This is a genomic window from Ekhidna sp. (assembly GCF_965212185.1).
GTDB lineage: Bacteria > Bacteroidota > Bacteroidia > Cytophagales > Cyclobacteriaceae > Ekhidna.
Window position 1 is genome coordinate 399,078 of sequence record NZ_OZ243102.1, and the last position, 20,475, is coordinate 419,552.

The 20,475-nt window shown below is 40.1% G+C and carries 17 protein-coding genes; 9 read left to right on the plus strand and 8 right to left on the minus strand.

Features of this window, described 5'->3' with window-relative positions; translation table 11 throughout:
• The first annotated feature begins 110 nt into the window (after window positions 1-110).
• Window positions 111-539, plus strand: coding sequence for a hypothetical protein (locus ACOMC3_RS01780; protein WP_420317809.1), 429 nt, complete (start codon window positions 111-113; stop codon window positions 537-539).
• Between the two features lie 365 nt (window positions 540-904).
• Here ACOMC3_RS01780 and ACOMC3_RS01785 read toward each other — a convergent pair whose 3' ends face one another.
• Complete coding sequence (locus ACOMC3_RS01785; protein ID WP_420317810.1) at window positions 905-2,974, minus strand: alpha-ketoacid dehydrogenase subunit alpha/beta; 2,070 nt, start codon at window positions 2,972-2,974, stop codon at window positions 905-907.
• A 367-nt stretch (window positions 2,975-3,341) separates the two neighbouring features.
• On the opposite strand from ACOMC3_RS01785, the gene ACOMC3_RS01790 reads away from it, so the two are divergent.
• Window positions 3,342-4,475, plus strand: a complete 1,134-nt coding sequence (locus tag ACOMC3_RS01790; protein WP_420317811.1) for a Fic family protein — start codon at window positions 3,342-3,344, stop codon at window positions 4,473-4,475.
• Window positions 4,476-4,517: 42 nt separating this feature from the next.
• Here ACOMC3_RS01790 and ACOMC3_RS01795 read toward each other — a convergent pair whose 3' ends face one another.
• Both ACOMC3_RS01795 and ACOMC3_RS01800 read right to left on the minus strand, forming a co-directional pair.
• The gene (locus ACOMC3_RS01795; RefSeq protein WP_420317812.1) at window positions 4,518-6,674 is read right to left on the minus strand and encodes a S9 family peptidase; all 2,157 of its coding nucleotides are present in this window, start codon (window positions 6,672-6,674) and stop codon (window positions 4,518-4,520) included.
• A gap of 57 nt (window positions 6,675-6,731) precedes the next feature.
• Entirely contained in the window at window positions 6,732-7,526 is a 795-nt protein-coding gene (locus ACOMC3_RS01800; RefSeq protein ID WP_420317813.1) for a hypothetical protein, read from the minus strand.
• Between the two features lie 36 nt (window positions 7,527-7,562).
• Between ACOMC3_RS01800 and ACOMC3_RS01805 the strand changes: the two genes are divergently transcribed.
• Window positions 7,563-8,249 (plus strand): alpha/beta fold hydrolase, encoded by a 687-nt coding sequence (locus tag ACOMC3_RS01805; protein ID WP_420317814.1) that lies wholly within the window; start codon window positions 7,563-7,565, stop codon window positions 8,247-8,249.
• Between the two features lies 1 nt (window position 8,250).
• On the opposite strand, the gene ACOMC3_RS01810 is transcribed toward ACOMC3_RS01805, so the two are convergent.
• The 4 genes from ACOMC3_RS01810 to ACOMC3_RS01825 are packed head-to-tail and all read right to left on the minus strand — an operon-like array spanning window position 8,251 to window position 12,358.
• Window positions 8,251-9,009, minus strand: a complete 759-nt coding sequence (locus ACOMC3_RS01810) for an enoyl-CoA hydratase/isomerase family protein (protein ID WP_420317815.1) — start codon at window positions 9,007-9,009, stop codon at window positions 8,251-8,253.
• On the minus strand, window positions 9,009-11,060 hold the full coding sequence (gene paaZ / locus ACOMC3_RS01815) for a phenylacetic acid degradation bifunctional protein PaaZ (RefSeq protein ID WP_420317816.1): 2,052 nt from the start codon (window positions 11,058-11,060) through the stop codon (window positions 9,009-9,011). Before paaZ ends, ACOMC3_RS01810 begins: the two co-directional genes overlap by 1 nt.
• A gap of 52 nt (window positions 11,061-11,112) precedes the next feature.
• Window positions 11,113-11,730 carry a deoxynucleoside kinase gene (locus ACOMC3_RS01820; protein ID WP_420319297.1) on the minus strand — a complete coding sequence of 206 codons (618 nt, stop codon included), beginning with the start codon at window positions 11,728-11,730 and terminating at the stop codon, window positions 11,113-11,115.
• A gap of 37 nt (window positions 11,731-11,767) precedes the next feature.
• The gene (locus ACOMC3_RS01825; RefSeq protein ID WP_420317817.1) at window positions 11,768-12,358 is read right to left on the minus strand and encodes a transferase hexapeptide repeat family protein; all 591 of its coding nucleotides are present in this window, start codon (window positions 12,356-12,358) and stop codon (window positions 11,768-11,770) included.
• A 207-nt stretch (window positions 12,359-12,565) separates the two neighbouring features.
• On the opposite strand from ACOMC3_RS01825, the gene ACOMC3_RS01830 reads away from it, so the two are divergent.
• Entirely contained in the window at window positions 12,566-13,075 is a 510-nt protein-coding gene (locus ACOMC3_RS01830; RefSeq protein WP_420317818.1) for a hypothetical protein, read from the plus strand.
• A 9-nt stretch (window positions 13,076-13,084) separates the two neighbouring features.
• On the opposite strand, the gene pcaF is transcribed toward ACOMC3_RS01830, so the two are convergent.
• The gene (gene pcaF / locus ACOMC3_RS01835) at window positions 13,085-14,290 is read right to left on the minus strand and encodes a 3-oxoadipyl-CoA thiolase (RefSeq protein ID WP_420317819.1); all 1,206 of its coding nucleotides are present in this window, start codon (window positions 14,288-14,290) and stop codon (window positions 13,085-13,087) included.
• Window positions 14,291-14,545: 255 nt separating this feature from the next.
• Here pcaF and carB point away from each other — a divergent pair, with 255 nt between their 5' ends.
• From carB to ACOMC3_RS01860, 5 genes are all read left to right on the plus strand, one after another.
• Entirely contained in the window at window positions 14,546-17,362 is a 2,817-nt protein-coding gene (gene carB, locus ACOMC3_RS01840; RefSeq protein ID WP_420317820.1) for a carbamoyl-phosphate synthase large subunit, read from the plus strand.
• Between the two features lie 11 nt (window positions 17,363-17,373).
• Window positions 17,374-17,622 (plus strand): DUF4834 family protein, encoded by a 249-nt coding sequence (locus ACOMC3_RS01845; protein WP_420317821.1) that lies wholly within the window; start codon window positions 17,374-17,376, stop codon window positions 17,620-17,622.
• Window positions 17,623-17,676: 54 nt separating this feature from the next.
• On the plus strand, window positions 17,677-18,516 hold the full coding sequence (gene accD / locus ACOMC3_RS01850; RefSeq protein WP_420317822.1) for an acetyl-CoA carboxylase, carboxyltransferase subunit beta: 840 nt from the start codon (window positions 17,677-17,679) through the stop codon (window positions 18,514-18,516).
• Between the two features lie 125 nt (window positions 18,517-18,641).
• Entirely contained in the window at window positions 18,642-19,940 is a 1,299-nt protein-coding gene (gene nqrF, locus ACOMC3_RS01855) for an NADH:ubiquinone reductase (Na(+)-transporting) subunit F (protein WP_420317823.1), read from the plus strand.
• 170 nt (window positions 19,941-20,110) lie between these two features.
• The gene (locus ACOMC3_RS01860; protein WP_420317824.1) at window positions 20,111-20,437 is read left to right on the plus strand and encodes a hypothetical protein; all 327 of its coding nucleotides are present in this window, start codon (window positions 20,111-20,113) and stop codon (window positions 20,435-20,437) included.
• Window positions 20,438-20,475 lie beyond the last annotated feature (38 nt).

The window sequence follows — 20,475 nt, forward strand, 5'->3', positions numbered from 1 at the left end:
TTTGACGGATTTGAAATTTCTCTTAAAAAAAATTTCTCACTATCTCTAAAGGACTTCCAAGGTTCGTGTCCTCACGAACCTATTCAAAACACCTTTCATATTTTTATTGAATGGATTACTTCAAGGAAAGAAGGCCTTCCTATACTGAGATTGGAAAAATATACTTTTGGACAGCCACGATAAATAACTGGATTCCTTTACTTGAATCTAAAGAGTTTAAAACCATCTTAATTGATTCACTTTCCTTTTTATCAAATAAGCAGCTAATCGATGTTTTCGGGTTTGTGATTATGCCTAATCATATCCATATGATCTGGAGAATGAATTCTTCAAATGGAAATGAGACACCTTTCGGATCTTTCTTGAAGTACACAGCTCATGAGTTTAAGAAAATGCTTAATGAGAACGAACTGCAAAAGTTAAAGTCCACGCAAGCAATAAGGGGTTTGAGTTTTGGCAAAGAGATTCAATGGCCATTGAGTTATACAGTCCTGAAGTGGTATATCAAAAACTTGATTACATCCATGAAAATCCAATAGCAAAAGACTGGAACCTTGTCCATAAGCCAAGTGATTACACATATTCTCTGCATCTTTTTATGAGCTTGGAGATAATCGGTTTGCATTCTTGAAACATGTTGGTGAGGAGTTTTAGGTGTGGTTCGTGAGGACACAAACCATGGCGGGAGACTTCTTAAAACATGTTGGTGAAGAATTTTGAATAAGGTGGTTCGTGAGGACACGAACTAGGGCGGAAGAACCTTTTCCATGAGCCTAATGAACACACGTATTCATCTGCATCTTATTATGAGTTTGAAGATAATCGGTTTGCTTTCTTGAAACACCTGGGCGAAGAGTTTTAGATGTGGTTCGTGAGGACACGAACCAGGGCAGGATAACTACTGCTAAAACGCCAAAATATTCCTCATCTTCTCCGCAATCCGTTCCGCATTAGGCACCACTGACTCCATCAACGGCACATTGTGTGGCAATGGAATATCCGGCATAGCTATTCGCTCTACAGGTGCATCCAAATAATTAAATCCTTCTGAAGCAAGCACTGCTGCAATTTCCGCCCCAAAACCAGCTGTGAGTGCATCTTCATGAACAATCAAGCACCTGTTTGTTTTTTGGATGGAAGTCATAATGGCTTCTTTGTCCCACGGCATGATTGTTCGCAGGTCGATGACATCTGCTGAGATTCCAGTTTCATCCACCGCCGCTTCACAAGCTTCACACATGGCACCCCAAGTCACTAAGGTGATATCGTTTCCTTCTCTGAGAAGGTTCGCTTTTCCGAAAGGGACAATGAATTCATCTCCCGGATACGGTCGGCGAGCGTAGCGGTTATCGTTCAGGTTTCGGTGCTCAAAGAACATGGTCGGATTATCTGATCGCATAGCAGAGCGAATCAGACCTACTGCATCCTGTGCATTGCTAGGGAATGCCACCTGCCATCCAATCGCATGTGCAAACATTACTTCGTTGGTCACAGAGTGCCACGGGTCACCCACCTTGGCAAATCCTCCGGGCATTCGTACCACAATTGGTGCGGCAAATCGATTGGCTGTTCTCCAGCGGGTGGTACCACAGTTGTTAAGTTGTTCTGTTGCCGGATCTGCATATTTTCTAAACTGGATCTCTGCCACGGGCATCAGTCCGGCATAGGCCATTCCTACTGCCCGACCGATGATTCCCTCTTCTGAAAGTGATGTGTCAAACACACGATCTTCTCCATATTTGGATTGAAGCCCCATCGTTACTGCATGTACACCTCCTTTCATACCTACATCCTCTCCAAATACTAAGACTTTAGGGTTGGTTTTCAGCTCATAGTCCAGGGCAAGATTGATCGCTTCACCGATGTTGATTCTTCGTTTATCTGGATTTGGTTCTTCCGATGATGAAGGGAATTCATGGCCTGATGATCGTAAACCGCCGATTCCTTGAACTTCATCCGGTTCTGAGAACACATATTTCTTGATTTTTGAAGCATCTGGAGCAGGTCGATTCAAAGCTGCTTCTGCTGACTCATCTACAATCTTTTGGGCTTCTTTTTCAAGTGCTTTCCACTCCTTGTCTGAAAACATTTTTTTCATTGCTTTCAAAGGATCATTGGCCTGCTCTTTCTTCACCAGCTTCTCATCCTTATAAGCCTGATTGTCCTGATAGGAATGGCCGTTTAGCCTTGGTACTTTCAGTCGAACAAGTGCCGGACCTTTTCTAGATCGCACATGATCTGTTCCTGCTTTTAATAGTTGGTAGGCTTCCTCAGGATCTGTTCCGCTTCCATCCCAGATATCCAGGTTTTTGAATGAGGCCAAATTCTCCGCAATGTTTTTACCGGGTGTCTGGTATTCACTCGTTACAGAAATGCCATAACCATTATCTTCGATGTAAAATAGTACAGGAAGTTTTTGTGTAGTAGCTATCGTCAGTGCAGACCAAAATCCATTGGTAGCCACAGATGCATCACCACCCAGAATAGCAGCAATGGAATCTTTATATTCTTTATTTTTTAGTGTTTCAGAGTAATATTCAATGCTCTGTGCCCAACCCACGGCAGGGGTATACTGCGCACCCACATCTCCAGCCATAGGCAGTACCACACACCCTCGATCTGATTTTGGCATGTTGCAAACCACTCCAATATCTCGTCCGTCACTGTAGCCTCCTGAGCGGGTAAGAGGAGCAGAAAGTGCATCTTCCACTGATAGTCCAAGTCCGATCATCAAGGGCCGTGAACGATAATAAGCACTCGCTGAATCTTTTGGTTTATCAAGTAGGTGAGCCAGGATCAATTGCCCTAATTCATGTCCCCTTGCTGAAAATTGATAAAGCACTTTTTTCTCAGGAACCAGCTTATTTTCTTCCAGATCATCCATTGCTCTGGAGATGAGCATTTTCAGGGCAATCTCTTTCCAATCAATCGCAGAATCTTTCTTTTTTTTGGGTGCTGTTGCTGTTTTTGCCATAACTAATTTTTGGGAGCGCTAAGATACAAAACGCAATGGTTTGCAACGAAACCGTTTATCAGATCGTGGCAACCATTTTAATGTTTATTTAGGAGTAAACATTAAAATATTAACAAATTAATGTTTGTCTGCTTGCGGGCCTTAAATTAATACCTTACTTTCGAGTAAACATTAAAAGTAGATTAAATTGATGTTTGATCAAAAAAAACCTTTAAACATCGAATCGAAGAAGAATGTTTAAAACATCCCCCTAGCCCCCTTCAAAGGGGGAATATCCCCTCGAGGGGATTATAGGGGTGTTTAAAAATGCTAGACTAAATGTCTAAATGAGATTCTTTTCACTAGACTTTTACGAATAAATATTTCCATGAAACAGCCCCTTTTCAACATAAATCCGGATCGCAGTAAACCATGGAATGACCTTCCTGATCTTCCCATCCACCCGGATTTGTATCGTACGGTTGAAATCATGGAGCAGCTGGCCAATGCGAAAGCGGCACTGGGACGTTTGCATGGTCGTTCGGTTGCTATCCCTAATCAGGGTGTACTTATAAATACGATTTCCCTGCAGGAAGCCAAAGCATCGAGTGAGATCGAAAATATCTTTACCACAGATGATGAACTGTATCAAGCGTATAGCGAAAAGGGAGAAGACATGCAGATCAAGGGTGCTCCAAAGGAGGTGTTGCGATACAGAGAAGCGTTGTGGGCCGGACATCAGCATCTCATGGATCATGGTCAATTTGATATGGACTATTTTATTAAGGTCTATCGCATCGTGAAACAAACCAATGATGGATTACGACCGCCAAGTGCACGCATTTATATCAAACAGGGAGGAACAGGACCGAATGCCGGAACAGCTATCTATACTCCACCACGAGGGAAAGAAGTATTGGAGAATAAGCTTATTAACCTCCTTGAATTTGTGAATGATGATGAAAAATATCCGGTTGACCCATTGATAAAGATGGCAATAGCGCACTATCAATTTGAGGTGATTCACCCTTTTCGAGATGGGAATGGACGAGCCGGACGTATTTTTAATATCAATATTTTGACTCAAAAAGGCTTACTGGACTTACCAATACTGTTTTTAAGTCGATATATCATTGATCATAAGAATGACTACTATTCTCACCTGGCCAGCGTAACACAGCGAGCGATGTGGGAGCGATGGATTCTATTTATGCTTAGGGCAATAGAGTCTACGGCTAATCTCACGTTCGATAAAATCAATGACATTCTTGCCGCGAAAGAAGGAATAATGGAAAGTATCGAACAGGACACGAAGATTAGGAAGCCGGAGCTACTGGTTCAAATGATTTTTTCACAGCCTCTGACCAAGGTGAGTCATTTAACGGATGCGAAAATCTATGCAGAGAATACTGCAAGGAATTATCTAAATGAGTTGGTGGAAATGGGGATTGTGGAGAAGAAATCCATTTCTGGACACCATTATTATCTCAACTTGGAATTGTATCGAATATTATCAGAATAAAAAGAGGCTAACTACCTCTTTTCTAATCATTTAAGGTTCCAATTAAAGTTTTTCCATTAAATAATCTGTCATCATTTGGTATAAGTGACCCCTACGATTGCCCATACCATGAGGCCTATCAGGATAATAGAAGGAATCGAACTGTTTGGCAGCATTCACCAATTCGTCATGAAGTGCTACTGAATTTTGGAAATGCACATTGTCGTCTCCGGTCCCATGGACTAACAAAAAATTTCCTTTCAATTTATCTGCATGTGTATTTGGACTATTGTCATCATAACCACTTGGATTGTCTTGCGGTCTTTGCAGATATCTTTCAGTGTAGATGGTGTCATAATATCTCCAGGTAGTCACTGGGGAAACGGCAATAGCTGTTTTAAAAACATCATTGCCTTTTAGAATGGCTAATGAAGACATGTATCCACCATAGCTCCAGCCCCATATACCAATACGATCTTCATCAATGTAATTGTAATCAGCGAGAGTTTTTGCTGAGAATATCAAATCCTCAGTTTCGTATTTCCCAAGCTGTTTGTAGGTAAGTTTTTTATAGGCCTCACCTCTATATCCTGTTCCTCTGGTATCGATCACCGCCACAATATATCCTTCCTGTGCCATGTATTGGTGCCAGATATAATGACCACCTCCCCATTGATTTGCTACTTTTTGTGAGCCTGGTCCGCTGTATTGAAAGATAAGCAATGGATATTTCTTGTTTTCATCAAAATTTGCCGGTTTCAAAAAGAATCCACTCAAGGTGCTCCCAGTGGCATTGGTCAATTGGAAGAATTCCTTATCTACAAATCCATACTCTTTAATCTTCTGGGCTAGCTCTTGATTGTCTTCCATCACTTTAATGAGCTTATTTCCTTTGGTTTGATAAAGGGAAACAATCAGCGGCGTATCTGCTGATGAAAAATAATTTATATAAAAACTGCAGTCATTACTCATGTCGATAGTAGATCTCCCTGGAGTATTTGTAAGTTTTTTCTTCCCTTTTCCCGAGAGTGAAACTGAATACAGATGAAGCTCAAGGGGGGTGTCTTCCGTACTGGCATAGTAAAGCACTTTTTTCTTTTGATCTAAGCCAACTATTAAGCGCGCCTCGTAACTTCCTTTCGTAATTTGATTGGCAAGGCTTCCATCCATGTTGTAGAGATAGAAATGCTTGTATCCACTGTTTTCCGTGCTATAGATGAATTGTGTGCCATTATCCAGATACGTGAGATCATCGCAGAAAGTGAAATGAATGTATGTATCGCTCTTATCAGTTAGAATCGTTTTTGAGTCACCGGTTTTAGCATCCACATGCAGTATATCCAATTGATTTTGAAGTCGATTTAATCGCTGGATGGATAAGAGATTTGGATCTTTCGTCCAATAGATGCGAGGGATGTATATGTCCTTTTCTTCCCCAATATCTGCTGTGATTGTTGATTTACTTTCAAGGTCATAGATGCGAACCTGAACCTCCGAGTTATCTTCACCTGCTTTCGGATATTTGTATCGATAATCCTGAGGATAAATTGCGCCTTCATTCCAATACTGCAAATTGTACTCTCTGACATTGGTCTCATCAAAACGGATGAAGGCTATCTTTTTTCCATCCGCCGACCATCCAAATGCCTGAGTTAGGTAGAGCTCTTCCTCATACACCCAATCTGCACTTCCATTTATTATGAAATTGAATTTACCATCGTTTGTTATTGCTACTTCTTCATTAGCATTCAAGTCAACATAAAAGAGGTTATTGTCTCTCGCAAAAGAGACTTTGGAGTTATCGGGTGAGATAGTTGCGTAAGACTGCCGTCCGTCAGATAATTTTTTTAATTCTTGTGAATTGCGATCATACAGATAAAAAACTGCGGTATAAGACCGTCGGTAAATGCTTTCACGGTCGACCATCAATAGCACCATTGACTCATCATCACTAAAGTTGTATGAATCAATTTCTAAATCAATTGCGTCACCATCTACGATCGTCTCTACTTCTTCACCAGTTCTTACGCTGTACTTAATAATTTTATTGTCAGATAGGGCACTGTAAAACTGCCCGTCATTCATCCAGTTCAGGCTTCTGACGGATTCTTGACGGAAGGTGCCGTCGGAAGTATTCTCGACTTTTATTTCCTTCTGGGCAATAGTTGTGAGAGCGGATGCTAAAGAAAGAAGAAAGACTAATATTCTATAATGTCTCATAAATCGTGTTTGCTAATGTCTCATAAAAAAATCCGGATTACCAAAAAATCGGTTCATCTATTCTTTCGTATTTGACTTTGATTGTGTTGCTTGTTGGTACAATTGCTTTATTTCTTTTTCTGAAAAACTGGGAAAATACTTTTTACCAAGTAATACTGCATGCTCTTCACTCGCAACCTTTTTTGCATATCCTAAAATAAGCTCAGTTTCTATTTGCTTTGATTTTTTAGGCCCAAGCCTTTTGTTAACTAGTGAAAGTGATGATGTGGACGCTTTTGCTATTCTACTAGAAATACTGCCTCGATCTTCAGTCAATGTTATGTATCGAACGAAATTGTCGTAATTTTCGGTCCATCCCAATTTATAAGCATCACTTTCTTTATTGAGATTAGAAGGAAGGGTATGATATCGTCGGGATGTTTCTGTTAGAAGCCGCTCAGCATGTTCAATTTTTTTTATCTCAACATACAGTGATTGTAATGCATTATACAATTCAAAATCTACAATTGAAGAATTTTGAAGGTTTAGTGCATACTCAATGGTTTGATAGTCATATTGTGGTTCAATAAATCGAGAATTTGAGAAATCTGAATAATTGGTTTCTGCTAAGATCGCTTTCATCTTTTGAGTTTCACCCTTCATTCCTGCTGATATTTCAGTCATTAAAAATCGAAAGGCTTCCATTTCGTATTTTAGAGCTGTGACTACACGATCTCTTTCTTTTGCATTTTTTTGATTTTCTGCATAATTCTGAATCAGGAAAGCACAATAAACCCCAATAATTACAATTAAAAGGTCAATAAAGACCCAGGTCAATTTATTCTCAGAATTAAAAAGCTTGCGTAAAAACATCCGTCGAGATTTCTGGTAAAAATATAAATTTATTAAATGGAGAAGCTTTTACTAATTCATGGCGCTTTGGGTGCTGCTGATCAAATGATTCCGTTAAAAGAACTTTTAGAGAAAGATTTTGTAGTTGAAATCATTGAATTTGAAGGACATGGAGGTAAATCCTTCATTAGCGAGGATTATTCATTAGATGGATTTGTTTCTCAATTAGATCAGAAAATTGATAATGATGAATCGGTGCACATCTTTGGTTATAGCATGGGTGGATTTATTGCCTTAATAAGTGCCAGTCAGGGTAATTCCAACATAAAATCCATTACAACTTTAGGTACCAAAATGCGATGGAGTCCTGCAATAGCAGAAAAGGAGGCTAAGCGCTTAAATCCTGAAAAGATTGAAGAAAAAGTTCCGGCCTTTGCCAATGCTCTTAAAATGCGTCATGGAAATCAATGGAAAAAGGTACTTAACCGAACGGCACAATTCATGAGAAGGCTGGGAGAAAATTCACCAATGACTCATAATCGAATGAGTGCAATTAAGATTCCTGTTCAGCTTTGTCTGGCGGATCAAGATTCAATGGTCTCAGTAGAGGAGACGGAAGAGGTGAAAAGATGGTTAAGTAACAGCAGAATAGAAAAAATCTTTCATAGTAAGCACCCGATGGAAAAAACAAACCTGACCGCTCTTTCACAAACAATCAGGTCATTTATTGAACAGGTAAATTGAATTACTGTTTGTCTTTAAACTTCTGAATAAAATTTCGTGTGAATTCTGAAAGAACCAGCTTTCCACTCATTTCTGCTCGTTCAGCTAAAAGTTGATCCCAGTGATCAGTTCCTTCCCAGAAAACTTTCTTTAATTCAGCCATTGCTTCAGGGTTGTAAGCTGCTAGCTTATTTGCTAATTGATTCACTGCCTTATCTAAAGATTCAACATCATCATAAAGCTTTCCAAAAAGACCTTTTTGGTGTGCCCACTTTGGATCATAAAACTCATCGGGATTCATCGCCATTTGTGACATAGCAGAGAGTCCTACTTTTCGCTCAATGGCAGGACCAACAACGAATGGTCCAATTCCTAACGCTAATTCACTTAATTTGATAGCTGAGTGTTTGGATGCAAAGCAGTAATCAACTGATGCGGCCAAACCAATTCCTCCGCCCACAGCTTTTCCCTGTAAGCGACCAATGATAAATTTTGGACACTTTCGCATTGCATTGATCACATTGGCAAAGCCCATGAAAAACTTCTTGCCGTTTTCCGGACTGTCGACCGCCATTAGTTCATCAAAGCTGGCACCTGCACAGAAGGTTCGATTGCCACCACTTTTAAGAATGATCACTTTAATATCTGGATTGTTCCCTGCTTCAGCGATGGTTTCAGCCAGTTTTTTCAGAATGTCTCCCGGGAGGGAGTTGCTCTGCTCAGTAAAGAATTCAACGGTACCGATTCCGTTTTGTATGTCTAGTTTTACGTAGTTGCTCATTAGTCTTGGTTTCTCTTTTTAATCATCGTCAAAATTGTAGCAATTGCTACTGTTTCTCCGGTTTCATCATACACATCAACCAGAAACTTAACTATGCCTTTTGCAATATCATCTTTCTTTTCCTGGTCTACTTTTTCTTTCACGCTGCACCGTACACCAATCGTCATGCCTGGGTATACTGGCTTGGTAAATCGGCATTCTTCCAATCCGTAATTAAGAAGAACAGGTCCTTTTTTCGCTTGCACGAAAAGACCTGCTGCTGCCGAAAGGATGAAGTAGCCATGTGCCACACGCCCTTCGAAGGTGGTTCCTTCTAAAGAAGTAACATCTGTGTGGGCATAGAAGTGATCCCAGCTAACATTGGCGAATGTGACAATGTCACCTTCAGTAATCGTACGCTTAGCTGTAATGACTGTATCACCAATCTCCAGGTCTTCGAAATACTTAGAGAATGGATGCGTTTCAGTGTCCTTGTACGCTCCGCCATATTGATACTGCTGAGTGATTTCTGTTAAGGTCGTTGGTGAACCTTGAATGGCAGTCCGTTGCAAATAGTGCATCACACCACGCTTTCCTCCCATCTCTTCACCACCTCCAGCACGTCCGGGACCACCATGTACCAGTTGCGGCATAGGAGAACCATGACCGGTTGATTCTTTTGCACAATCTTGATTCAAGACCAGGATTCGTCCGTGGTGAGTCGCAGCTCCTACCACATATTCTCTAGCCAGTTTATCATCAGCTGTGGTAATGGAGGAACAAAGGGAGCCTTTACCTTTCTTGGAAATAGCGATTGCTTCATCTATTGTGTTATATGGAAGTATGGTGCTTACTGGACCAAAAGCTTCAATGTTGTGTACTTCCTCTGTATCCAACGGCTTTTGATTCACAAAAAGCATTGGTGACATAAAAGCGCCTTTTTTCCAGTCTGCACCCATCGCTTCACCTATATTATCCAGTGAACCATATACCAGCTCAGAAGTTTTTGCCAACTCTGCAACACGTTTTGTTACTTCTTCCAATTGCTCTTTTCCTGCCAGCGCACCCATGCGTACACCTTCTACATCAGGATCTCCTATCGTAGTTTTTTCAAACGCTTTACCCAAAGCGATTTGTACATCTTCTACCAGTTTTTCAGGGACAATGATTCTTCTAACAGCTGTACATTTTTGTCCGCATTTCACAGTGATCTCTTTTCGAACTTCTTTGATGAAAAGGTCAAACTCCGCTGTGCCGGGAACTGCATCTTCTCCAAGTACCGCACAGTTCAGTGAGTCTGCTTCCAGATTGAATGGAACCGAATTTTCAACAATCTGAGGAAGAGTTTTAAGTTTTTTACCTGTGTCAAATGAACCAGTGAATGTGACCACATCCTGAGAGTCTACATGATCTAGTATGCCGTTTCCATATCCCGCCACTAACTGAAGTGCTCCTTCCGGAAGTATTTTGGAATCTATGATGTCTTTCACCATTGCTTCGGTGAGATAGCACGTTTGCTCTGCAGGTTTGATGATGCAAGGCATGCCGGCAAGCCAGTTTACTGCAGCTTTTTCCAGCATCCCCCAAATCGGGAAGTTAAACGCGTTGATGTGTACCGCAACACCTTCTTTTGGCACCATGATATGATGGCCAACAAATGTTCCCTCTTTGGATAGGCCTACAGTTTCACCATCTACATGGTAGGGGAGGTCAGGGAATTGTCTTCTAAGAGAGGCATTGGAAAAAACGTTTCCAATACCACCTTCAATATCAATCCAGCTATCGATCCGAGTCGCACCCGTGGCTTTACTTACCTCATAAAATTTTTCTTTATTGTCTAACAGATGAAATGCTAAAGCCTTTAACATCAATCCACGCTCCTGGAAGGTCATTTTCCGAAGTGCTGGATTCCCTACATTTCTAGCATGATCGTATGCGTCCTTAAAATCAATTCCTTCAATGGTATGAGTTGCTACAGGATCTCCAGTGATGGCATGATGAAGCACTTCACCATCTCCAGCACCTTCCATCCATTTTCCAGCTATGTAATGTTTTATTTTGGGTATTGACATATGTAGTTTATTCTAGTTCCAATGTAAAGTTAAGCAGATAATAGAAGCCATATTAACTAAACAGGCCGTGTAATTCTGTATCGATTTTGAATACGATATCTGAGAAATCTTCTGTGTTTTTCACAAAATCTATTTCTGATACATCGATGATTAATAGTTTGCCGACATCATAATTGGAGATCCAGTTTTCATAGTGCTCATTCAACCCTTTTAAGTATTCAATGCGGATCAGGTTTTCATAATCTCTACCTCGGGTTTCTATGTTTTTCACCAGTTTACTTATGTCGGACCTTAAATAAATAAGCAAGTCAGGTGGTTTCACAAATTCGATCATAGAATCAAATAGTGCCCGGTAGTTGCGGTAGTCACGCTCTTTGAAGAATCCTTGTTTGTAAAGGCTTTCTGCAAAAATGTATGCATCTTCATAGATGGTTCTATCTTGGATGATGGTCCTATCACCTCGCCTCAGCTGATTGATTTGTTCAAAGCGGCTATTTAGAAAATATACCTGCAGGTGAAATGACCACTTGTGCATATCTCCATAAAAATCCTGTAGATATGGGTTGTCTTCTACTGATTCGAATTCTGCCTGCCATCCATAGTGCTTTGCAAGCATTTCCGTAAGTGTGGTCTTCCCAGCTCCAATATTACCAGATACGGCAATATGCATGTTCTTTTCATTCATTCGCTAATTTTTAGAAAATCTATTACTTGGTTTCGTTCCAGGTTTTGTACGCAGCAGATGCTACGGGTCTGTTTGGTTCAGCTTCTGTCAAAGGTTCACATTCTTTCAATGTGTCGAAACATTCTTTTGGTAGCTGCTGGTATAATTTGGTTCCTTCGGTTTTCCATGCAATCATCTCATCGCTAACGTCTTTGATTTTTTTTGCCGGATTGCCAACAATCAAGCTTCGTGGCTCGAAGATAGAATCAGCCTTGATAAAGGCAAGTGCCCCAATGATGGATTCATCTCCGATCTCTGAATTGTCCATAATCACAGCATTCATTCCAACCAGTACATTTCTGCCAATGTTAGCTCCATGAACAATTGCGCCATGCCCTATGTGTGCACTTTGCTTGAGTGTAATGGTAATTCCAGGGAACATATGAATGGTGCAGTTTTCCTGAACATTGCATCCATCCTCAATCACAATTCGTCCCCAGTCACCTCGAATAGCAGCGCCAGGTCCGACATAGACGTTTTTTCCAATGATAACATCTCCAGTCACAGCGGCTAAAGGATGTATAAAAGCAGTTGGATGAATTACGGGCGTAAGATTATTGAATTCGTAAATCATGAAAGGATTTTGTTTAGAACAAATGAAGTGATTTCTTATTCCTTTTTTTAATCACCACACAAAAATCAATAACCAATAACTATTTAGGAAAGAATACTCCCGACATTTCATTAATATTTTTTGGGTCTTTCATAAGCCAAACTTTTTTAATGAGATGTGTTGAGGGTTTTAGATTTTAGGCTGGCCTAACTTTAAAACCTGACCTCAATGAAATTTTTGCTTTATCTAATATTCATCTTGTCCCTGTCATATTCTTCATTTTGTCAATCTTATTCAAGGGGTTTTCAGCTTCATCCAAGTAAATCATTTCATCTTCAGGTCGGGACTGGAATATCTGTTAGTGATGGTGCCTTCGGGCAAGCATACTTCCTCGAGCCTCAATTAACATTTGCAAATAATGCATCACTTGGCTTTGAGATGAGCTATAAGAATTACAAATGGCTTGGGAGTAGACATCACAAGCTAAATTCTTTTCTTCTCACGTATCAAGTAAGTAAGCAAGGCAAAGTAATCAAACCTTATTTCAGTGCCAGATTGGGTTATTTCCGTTTTCATAGAATGAAAGATCGAGAGATGCCTTCATATGGAACTTTTGGTGGAGGATTAACTTCTGGTATTTTTATATCCATCGTTAATATAGGTATAGAAATGCACTGGTACACCAAGTATCAACCCATTGAAGGTGGAGGTGGTATCTTCATTAAGATAAGGTTTTAGCAATTTGATCTAAGCCTTTTCTAAAACAACCGCATACCCCTGCCCAACACCAATACACATTGTACAAAGCGCATATTTCTTACCTGTTTTTTGAAGTTGCAGGGCTGCTGAGTGAGTAATTCTAGCGCCAGTCATACCCAAAGGATGGCCTATTGCGATCGCTCCACCGTTAGAATTAATACGCTCATCATCATCTGCAAGACCTAATGACCTAGTGCACGCAAGAGCTTGAGCTGCAAATGCTTCATTTAGTTCAATGATATCAATTTGTTCCAATGAGAGTCCAGCTTTTGACAATGCTTTTTTGGAAGCTTCAACTGGGCCAATACCCATGATTCTTGGCTCCACACCAACAACCCCAGATGATACAATTCTAGCGAGAGGCTTTAGACTTTGTGACTTCACAGCATCCTCTGATGCAACCAACACAGCAGCAGCTCCATCATTGAGACCTGAAGAGTTTCCAGCAGTTACTGATCCGTCTTTTTTGAAAGCAGCTCTTAGCTTTCCAAGTATTTCCAATGAGGTATTTGGCTTTACAAATTCATCTTTATCAAATATGATTGGATCGGCTTTTCGCTGAGGAATTTCTACTGCTATGATCTCTTCATCCAGTCTTCCGTTTTTCTGAGCTTCTGTCGCTTTCATTTGAGACCAATAAGCAAAAGCATCCTGATCTTCACGACTGATCCTGTGCATTTCAACGAGATTTTCTGCTGTTTGACCCATGCCGTCAGTACCGTAAAGCTCCTCCATCTTAGGGTTGATGAAGCGCCAACCGAAACTTGAATCATACATTTTAGCGTCAGTCCCAAATGGCTTGGCTGACTTGGAAATTACCCATGGTCCTCTGGTCATGTTTTCCACTCCTCCGGAAATGAAAAGATCTCCATCTCCGGATTTAATTGCTCTATTAGCATGAATAATTGCAGACATACCAGATGCACATAATCGATTAACTGTTTCTCCCGGTACCGAAAATGGAAGTCCGGCTAAAAGTCCAGCCATCCTGGCAACATTACGATTATCTTCTCCAGCCTGATTAGCACATCCCATAACGACTTCATCAATCAATGTTGGATCTAAATCAGCATTCCTACTCATCAACTCATTGATAACGAGTGCGGCCAAATCATCTGTTCTCACTGCTGAAAGTGTTCCTCCAAAATTTCCAATAGGTGTTCGTATGCCGTCAATGATGTACGCTTCTTTCATGTTTAAGTAGTTAATTATTAATCGCATACATGGAATTCGCATCAACTGCATTCAACCTTGCTAGGTATGTCTGCAGTCTTATGCTCATTTCATGTCTTATGGGTTCTTTTTGTTACGCAAATATTCAGTCTTAAAACTTACCTACCAATTAACCACATTAGTAATTCATAAATTCCTTTGTGGCCCATACTTCATACCTTAATTTTGCCGGAATTTGTTTTAACCTGATTAACTCACAGGAAACACACTCATCATATGCCTAAAAATCCAAACATCAAATCAGTTTTAATTATCGGAAGTGGTCCGATCATTATTGGTCAGGCTTGCGAATTTGATTACTCTGGTTCTCAAGCTTCCAAGTCACTGCGTGAAGAAGGGATTGAAGTAACATTGATCAATTCCAATCCGGCGACCATTATGACAGATCCGGTAACTGCTGATAACGTTTACTTAAAACCGCTTACGAAGCAATCCATTCGTGAGATTTTAGAAAAACATCCCCAGATTGATGCAGTACTCCCTACAATGGGTGGGCAGACAGCCCTTAACCTGGCGATTGATTGTGATAAGGCTGGAATTTGGGAGAAGTATAATGTTCAGATGATTGGTGTAAACATTGATGCGATTGAGACAACAGAAGATCGAGAGAAGTTCCGTCACAAAATGATTGAACTTGGTGTAGGTGTATGTAAAGGAGAAACCGCAACATCCTTTTTAAAAGGAAAAGAAATTGCGCAAGAAATTGGATTCCCATTGGTTATCCGTCCATCGTATACACTTGGTGGTTATGGTGGAGGATTTGTTAATACTGCGGAAGAGTTTGACACTGCATTAAATGCTGGTCTTCAAGCCTCACCAATTCATGAGGTACTTGTTGAACAAAGTATTCTTGGATGGAAAGAATATGAGCTTGAGCTCTTAAGAGATAATCTGGGTAATATCATCATTATCTGTTCCATTGAGAACTTTGATCCGATGGGTGTCCACACTGGAGATTCAATTACGGTAGCGCCAGCAATGACGCTCTCTGATACAGTTTATCAGAAAATGAGAGACCTGGCCAAGATGATGATGAATGGCATTGGTCATTTTGCAGGAGGCTGTAATGTGCAGTTTTCTGTAAATCCAGATACTGAAGATATTATTGGTATAGAAATTAACCCACGGGTTTCACGATCATCAGCATTAGCATCGAAAGCTACAGGATATCCTATTGCTAAGATTGCAGCAAAGCTTGCTATTGGCTACAATTTGGATGAGCTAAAGAATCAAATTACTAAAACGACATCAGCATTCTTTGAGCCTGCTATTGACTATACTATTGTGAAAGTTCCACGCTGGAACTTCGATAAGTTCAAAGGCTCTGATCGCAAGCTTGGCTTACAAATGAAGTCGGTTGGAGAGGCCATGGGAATAGGAAGGAATTTCCAGGAGGCCCTTCAAAAGGCTTGTCAGTCATTGGAAATAAAAAGAAACGGGCTGGGGGCTGATGGTAGAGAAGTAAAGGATCAGGAAACAATCCTTCACAGTTTGGAGCATCCTAGCTGGAACAGATTATTCCATATTTATGATGCATTTAAGCTTGGTATCCCTTTCAAAACCATTCATAAACTTTCAAAAATTGACCCATGGTTCCTCAACCAAATTGAAGAGCTAATCACACTTGAGAAAGAGATTGAGAAATACAAAGTAGAAGATGTTCCTAAAGGCCTTTTAATGGAGGCAAAACAAAAAGGATATGCGGATCGCCAGGTCGCACATTTAATGGGATGTCTTGAGAGTGAAGTTTATAAAAAGAGAAATGATCTGGGAATCAAAAGAGTCTACAAGCTGGTAGATACATGTGCGGCTGAATTTGAAGCACAAACCCCATACTACTACTCCACATTTGAGGAAGAGAATGAATCGGTTGTTTCAGATAAGAAAAAGATTATTGTTTTAGGGTCCGGACCAAATAGAATTGGTCAGGGGATTGAGTTTGACTATTCCTGCGTTCATGGCGTGCTTGCTGCAAAAGAATGTGGCTATGAAACGATCATGATCAATTGCAATCCTGAGACGGTATCAACAGATTTTGATGTTGCGGATAAGCTTTATTTCGAGCCGGTTTTCTGGGAACATATTTATGACATTATCCTGCACGAGAAACCAGAGGGAGTGATCGTTCAGCTTGGTGGTCAGACTGCACTTAAGTTGGCTGAAAAGCTCGAACGGTATGGAATTAAAATCATAGGTACTAGTTATGAAGCACTCGACTTGGCAGAAGCCAGAGGGAGATTTTCTGACCTTCTAAAAGAAAAAGGAATTCCTTATCCACTTTATGGTGCTATTGAAAGTGCGGAGGAAGCTGTAGAGCTTTCAAAGGAATTAGGATTTCCCCTTCTTGTTAGGCCTAGTTACGTCCTTGGTGGTCAGAGCATGAAGATTGTGATCAATGAGACAGAATTGGAGCAGCATGTAGTAGATATCATCAAGGATAAACCAGATGGAGAAATACTGTTGGATCATTTTCTTGAAGGAGCCATTGAAGCTGAAGCTGATGCAATCTGTGATGGTGAAAATGTTTACATCATAGGTATCATGCAGCACATTGAGCCAGCAGGTATTCACTCAGGAGATTCCTATGCGGTGCTGCCACCATATAATCTGGGAGATTTTGTCATTCGTCAGATCGAGGATTATACGAAGAAGATTGCCATTGCGCTTGAAACGGTGGGATTGATTAACATCCAATTCGCGATTAAAGATGATAAGGTCTATATCATTGAAGCAAACCCTCGGGCATCTAGAACTGTCCCATTTATCTGTAAGGCTTATCAGGAGCCATATGTCAATTATGCCACAAAAGTGATGTTGGGAGAGAAGAAGGTGACAGACTTTGATTTTAAACCAGTGAAGAAAGGATACGCAATTAAAGAGCCGGTTTTTTCATTCCATAAGTTCCCAAATGTGAATAAGGAGCTGGGCCCAGAGATGAAGTCTACTGGCGAGGCAATTTACTTCATTGATGATTTGATGGATGACTATTTTATGGAAATCTACGCTGAACGAAACTTGTATCTCAGTAGATAAGTTTAATAGACATGCTAAAAATAATAATCATACTTATCCTGGTCGGATATGTTTTCTATAAGGTAACTTCCTTCATATTTACTGGACTTTTTAGCGGGTTCAATCGACATCAGCAGTTCGGGAACCAGACGAATTATGGCCATCGATCACGAAAAGCACCTGATAGTAATTTGAATATTGACGACATTCCAAATCCACGTTCTAAAAATGATTCCGATTACAAGGGTGGAGAGTATGTTGATTTTGAAGAAGTCAAATAACAACTGTTTAACCAATTATAACTTAGCTTTGCTAATTCACTGAGAAAGAATTCTATGGCGTGGTTTAAGCGACAAAATAAGGGAATACTTACCAAGACAGAAGATAAAAAAGAAGTCCCGGATGGACTTTGGTACAAGACTCCAAGCGGGGCTATCATACACATGAGAGAATTGAAAAATAACTCTTATGTCTGTCCAGATGATGATTATCACGTACGAATTGGTTCGAAAGAATATTTCGAAATACTTTTTGATAACAATAAGTTTACTGAGCTAGATGCTGAACTAACATCGGGAGATCCTTTAAAATTTGAGGACACAAAAAAGTATCCAGATAGGATAAAAGCTACCCAGAAGAAGACAGGATTGAATGATGCTGTTCGGAGTGCTACGGGAAAGATGAACGGAATAGATTTGGTGGTTGCCTGTATGGACTTCTCTTTTATTGGCGGGTCAATGGGGTCTGTCGTTGGTGAAAAAATAGCTCGAGCTATTGATTATTCTCTCAAGAAGAAGATTCCATTTCTAATGATTTCAAAATCCGGTGGAGCCAGGATGATGGAGGCAGGATTTTCATTGATGCAAATGGCTAAAACTTCCGCAATGCTTGCATTATTGTCAGAGGCGAAGATCCCATACATTTCATTGTTAACCGATCCTACTACAGGAGGAGTTACTGCATCATATGCAATGCTGGGAGATTTTAATATCGCAGAGCCTGAGGCGCTCATAGGGTTTGCAGGCCCTCGAGTTATTAGAGAAACTATAGGAAAAGATCTTCCAAAAGGTTTTCAAAGTGCAGAGTTTGTTTTGGATCATGGATTCCTCGATTTCATTGTGGATCGAAGGCAACTAAAATCCAGACTTACGATGTTGTTAAAAATGTTGGATTAGGTCAACATTTTGCCTAATCAGCGTGTTACTAAACCATTGACAAAAAAAGGTTCATATTTTGGGTAAAAGTGGAGAGCTAGATAACCTATATTTGCCCTGATTTTTAAATAAAAGGTTTTAGACATATGTCTTCAATTGTAGTTACTTCAATCATCGCTTTCACGGTATTAATATTATTATTGGTATTAATTCTGCTGATAGCCCAGTCTAAGTTGGTTCAATCAGGCCCTGTGAAAATCACTGTAAATGGTGATTCCGATAATCCAATGGTTACCACGGCGGGATCTACTCTTTTATCAACACTTTCTCAAAAGAGCGTTTTTCTTCCATCGGCTTGTGGTGGAGGTGGAACATGTGCCATGTGTAAGTGTAAGGTAATAGAAGGAGGTGGTGATGTGCTGCCTACAGAAGTTGGTCACCTAAGCAGAACAGAGCAAAAGGAAAATGTTCGATTGGCATGTCAGGTTAAGGTAAAAAATGACATGGAAATTGAAATTCCGGAAGAGATCTTCGGAATTAAAAAATGGGAAGCTACTGTAGTTAGAAATTACAACGTAGCATCATTCATTAAAGAATTTGTAGTTGAGCTTCCAGAGGAGATGGATTACGAAGCTGGAGGATACATCCAGATTGAAGTACCAAAATGTGAAGTTGAATTTAAGGATATTGATATTACCGCTCACCCAGACGAGCATCCAGGAGCTCCTGACAAGTTTCAATTGGAGTGGGATAAGTTTGGTCTGTGGGATTTGAAAATGAAAAATGATGAGACCATAGAAAGAGCGTATTCAATGGCTTCTTACCCGGCAGAAGGAAGAGAGATCATGTTGAATGTACGTATTGCCACACCACCCTGGGATAGATCTAAGAACACTTGGATGAATGTAAATCCAGGCATTGCCTCATCATACATTTTTGGATTGAAAAAAGGAGATAAGGTGACTATCTCAGGTCCTTATGGAGAATTCTTCATTAACCCTTCAGATGCAGAAATGCTGTATGTAGGTGGTGGAGCAGGAATGGCTCCAATGAGATCACACCTTTACCATTTATTCAAAACCCTTAAAACAGGAAGAAAGGTAAGTTACTGGTATGGCGGCCGTTCTAAAAGAGAGCTTTTCTATCTTGATCATTTTTATGACCTTGAAAAGAAATTTCCAAATTTCACATTCCATATCGTTCTTTCCGAGCCTCTGGAAGAAGACAATTGGAATGCAAAGGAAAGTATGGATGATAAAGGAGATGGATTTACAGGCTTTGTTCACCAAGCCGTAATTGACCATTACTTAAGTAAGCACGATCAACCAGAAGAAATAGAATTATACTTCTGTGGCCCTCCATTGATGAATCAGGCTGTTCAGAAAATGGGTGAAGATTTTGGAATTCCAGATGAAAACATCCGATTTGATGATTTTGGAGGATAATTAAAAATATCCTAAAAGGATCAAAGCCCTGTGAAAGCAGGGCTTTTTTTGGTTATTGCGGAATAGCCCTAAGTTAAATGCTTACATTGATTTTCGTATTTCTCTGTCTTTTTTATAAGTAAGAATTTAGGAATTTTGTAATAGAAATTAAATTAAAAACGCCTAAAGTCATGCTGAAATTCGCCCTAATTCTTGCAGTAGCTTTGTTTGGAACAAGTGTTACTGAAACTAGCAAAAAACCATTACCAAGTATTGAATTCTCACAGTCTGCAATAGATTTTGAAAGTGGTCAACCTGTATTTAAAGATGAAACCACGGCTATTCTAAAAACTGCGAGTCTGGAAGAGGTAAGAGTGGTTATTAATGATCAAGTTGATTTTGTAACAAACTCTGAAAATATCGAATTGTCTTCTCTCATTAAATTTTCAGAAGGCACATATACCGTTCTAATTCAAGGAAAAGATTACGAAGAAACATTCGGATTTACCATACGATAAATTCCTTCTAACCAAAGAGCATAAAGCCTCACATTAGT

Bases quoted from the DNA above. Each gene is read 5' to 3' on its own strand.
- ACOMC3_RS01780 (WP_420317809.1), top strand. From the start codon at position 111: ATGGATTACTTCAAGGAAAGAAGGCCTTCCTATACTGAGATTGGAAAA.
- ACOMC3_RS01785 (WP_420317810.1), bottom strand. From the start codon at position 2,974: ATGGCAAAAACAGCAACAGCACCCAAAAAAAAGAAAGATTCTGCGATT.
- ACOMC3_RS01790 (WP_420317811.1), top strand. From the start codon at position 3,342: ATGAAACAGCCCCTTTTCAACATAAATCCGGATCGCAGTAAACCATGG.
- ACOMC3_RS01795 (WP_420317812.1), bottom strand. From the start codon at position 6,674: ATGAGACATTATAGAATATTAGTCTTTCTTCTTTCTTTAGCATCCGCT.
- ACOMC3_RS01800 (WP_420317813.1), bottom strand. From the start codon at position 7,526: ATGTTTTTACGCAAGCTTTTTAATTCTGAGAATAAATTGACCTGGGTC.
- ACOMC3_RS01805 (WP_420317814.1), top strand. From the start codon at position 7,563: ATGGAGAAGCTTTTACTAATTCATGGCGCTTTGGGTGCTGCTGATCAA.
- ACOMC3_RS01810 (WP_420317815.1), bottom strand. From the start codon at position 9,009: ATGAGCAACTACGTAAAACTAGACATACAAAACGGAATCGGTACCGTT.
- paaZ (WP_420317816.1), bottom strand. From the start codon at position 11,060: ATGTCAATACCCAAAATAAAACATTACATAGCTGGAAAATGGATGGAA.
- ACOMC3_RS01820 (WP_420319297.1), bottom strand. From the start codon at position 11,730: ATGCATATTGCCGTATCTGGTAATATTGGAGCTGGGAAGACCACACTT.
- ACOMC3_RS01825 (WP_420317817.1), bottom strand. From the start codon at position 12,358: ATGATTTACGAATTCAATAATCTTACGCCCGTAATTCATCCAACTGCT.
- ACOMC3_RS01830 (WP_420317818.1), top strand. From the start codon at position 12,566: ATGAAATTTTTGCTTTATCTAATATTCATCTTGTCCCTGTCATATTCT.
- pcaF (WP_420317819.1), bottom strand. From the start codon at position 14,290: ATGAAAGAAGCGTACATCATTGACGGCATACGAACACCTATTGGAAAT.
- carB (WP_420317820.1), top strand. From the start codon at position 14,546: ATGCCTAAAAATCCAAACATCAAATCAGTTTTAATTATCGGAAGTGGT.
- ACOMC3_RS01845 (WP_420317821.1), top strand. From the start codon at position 17,374: ATGCTAAAAATAATAATCATACTTATCCTGGTCGGATATGTTTTCTAT.
- accD (WP_420317822.1), top strand. From the start codon at position 17,677: ATGGCGTGGTTTAAGCGACAAAATAAGGGAATACTTACCAAGACAGAA.
- nqrF (WP_420317823.1), top strand. From the start codon at position 18,642: ATGTCTTCAATTGTAGTTACTTCAATCATCGCTTTCACGGTATTAATA.
- ACOMC3_RS01860 (WP_420317824.1), top strand. From the start codon at position 20,111: ATGCTGAAATTCGCCCTAATTCTTGCAGTAGCTTTGTTTGGAACAAGT.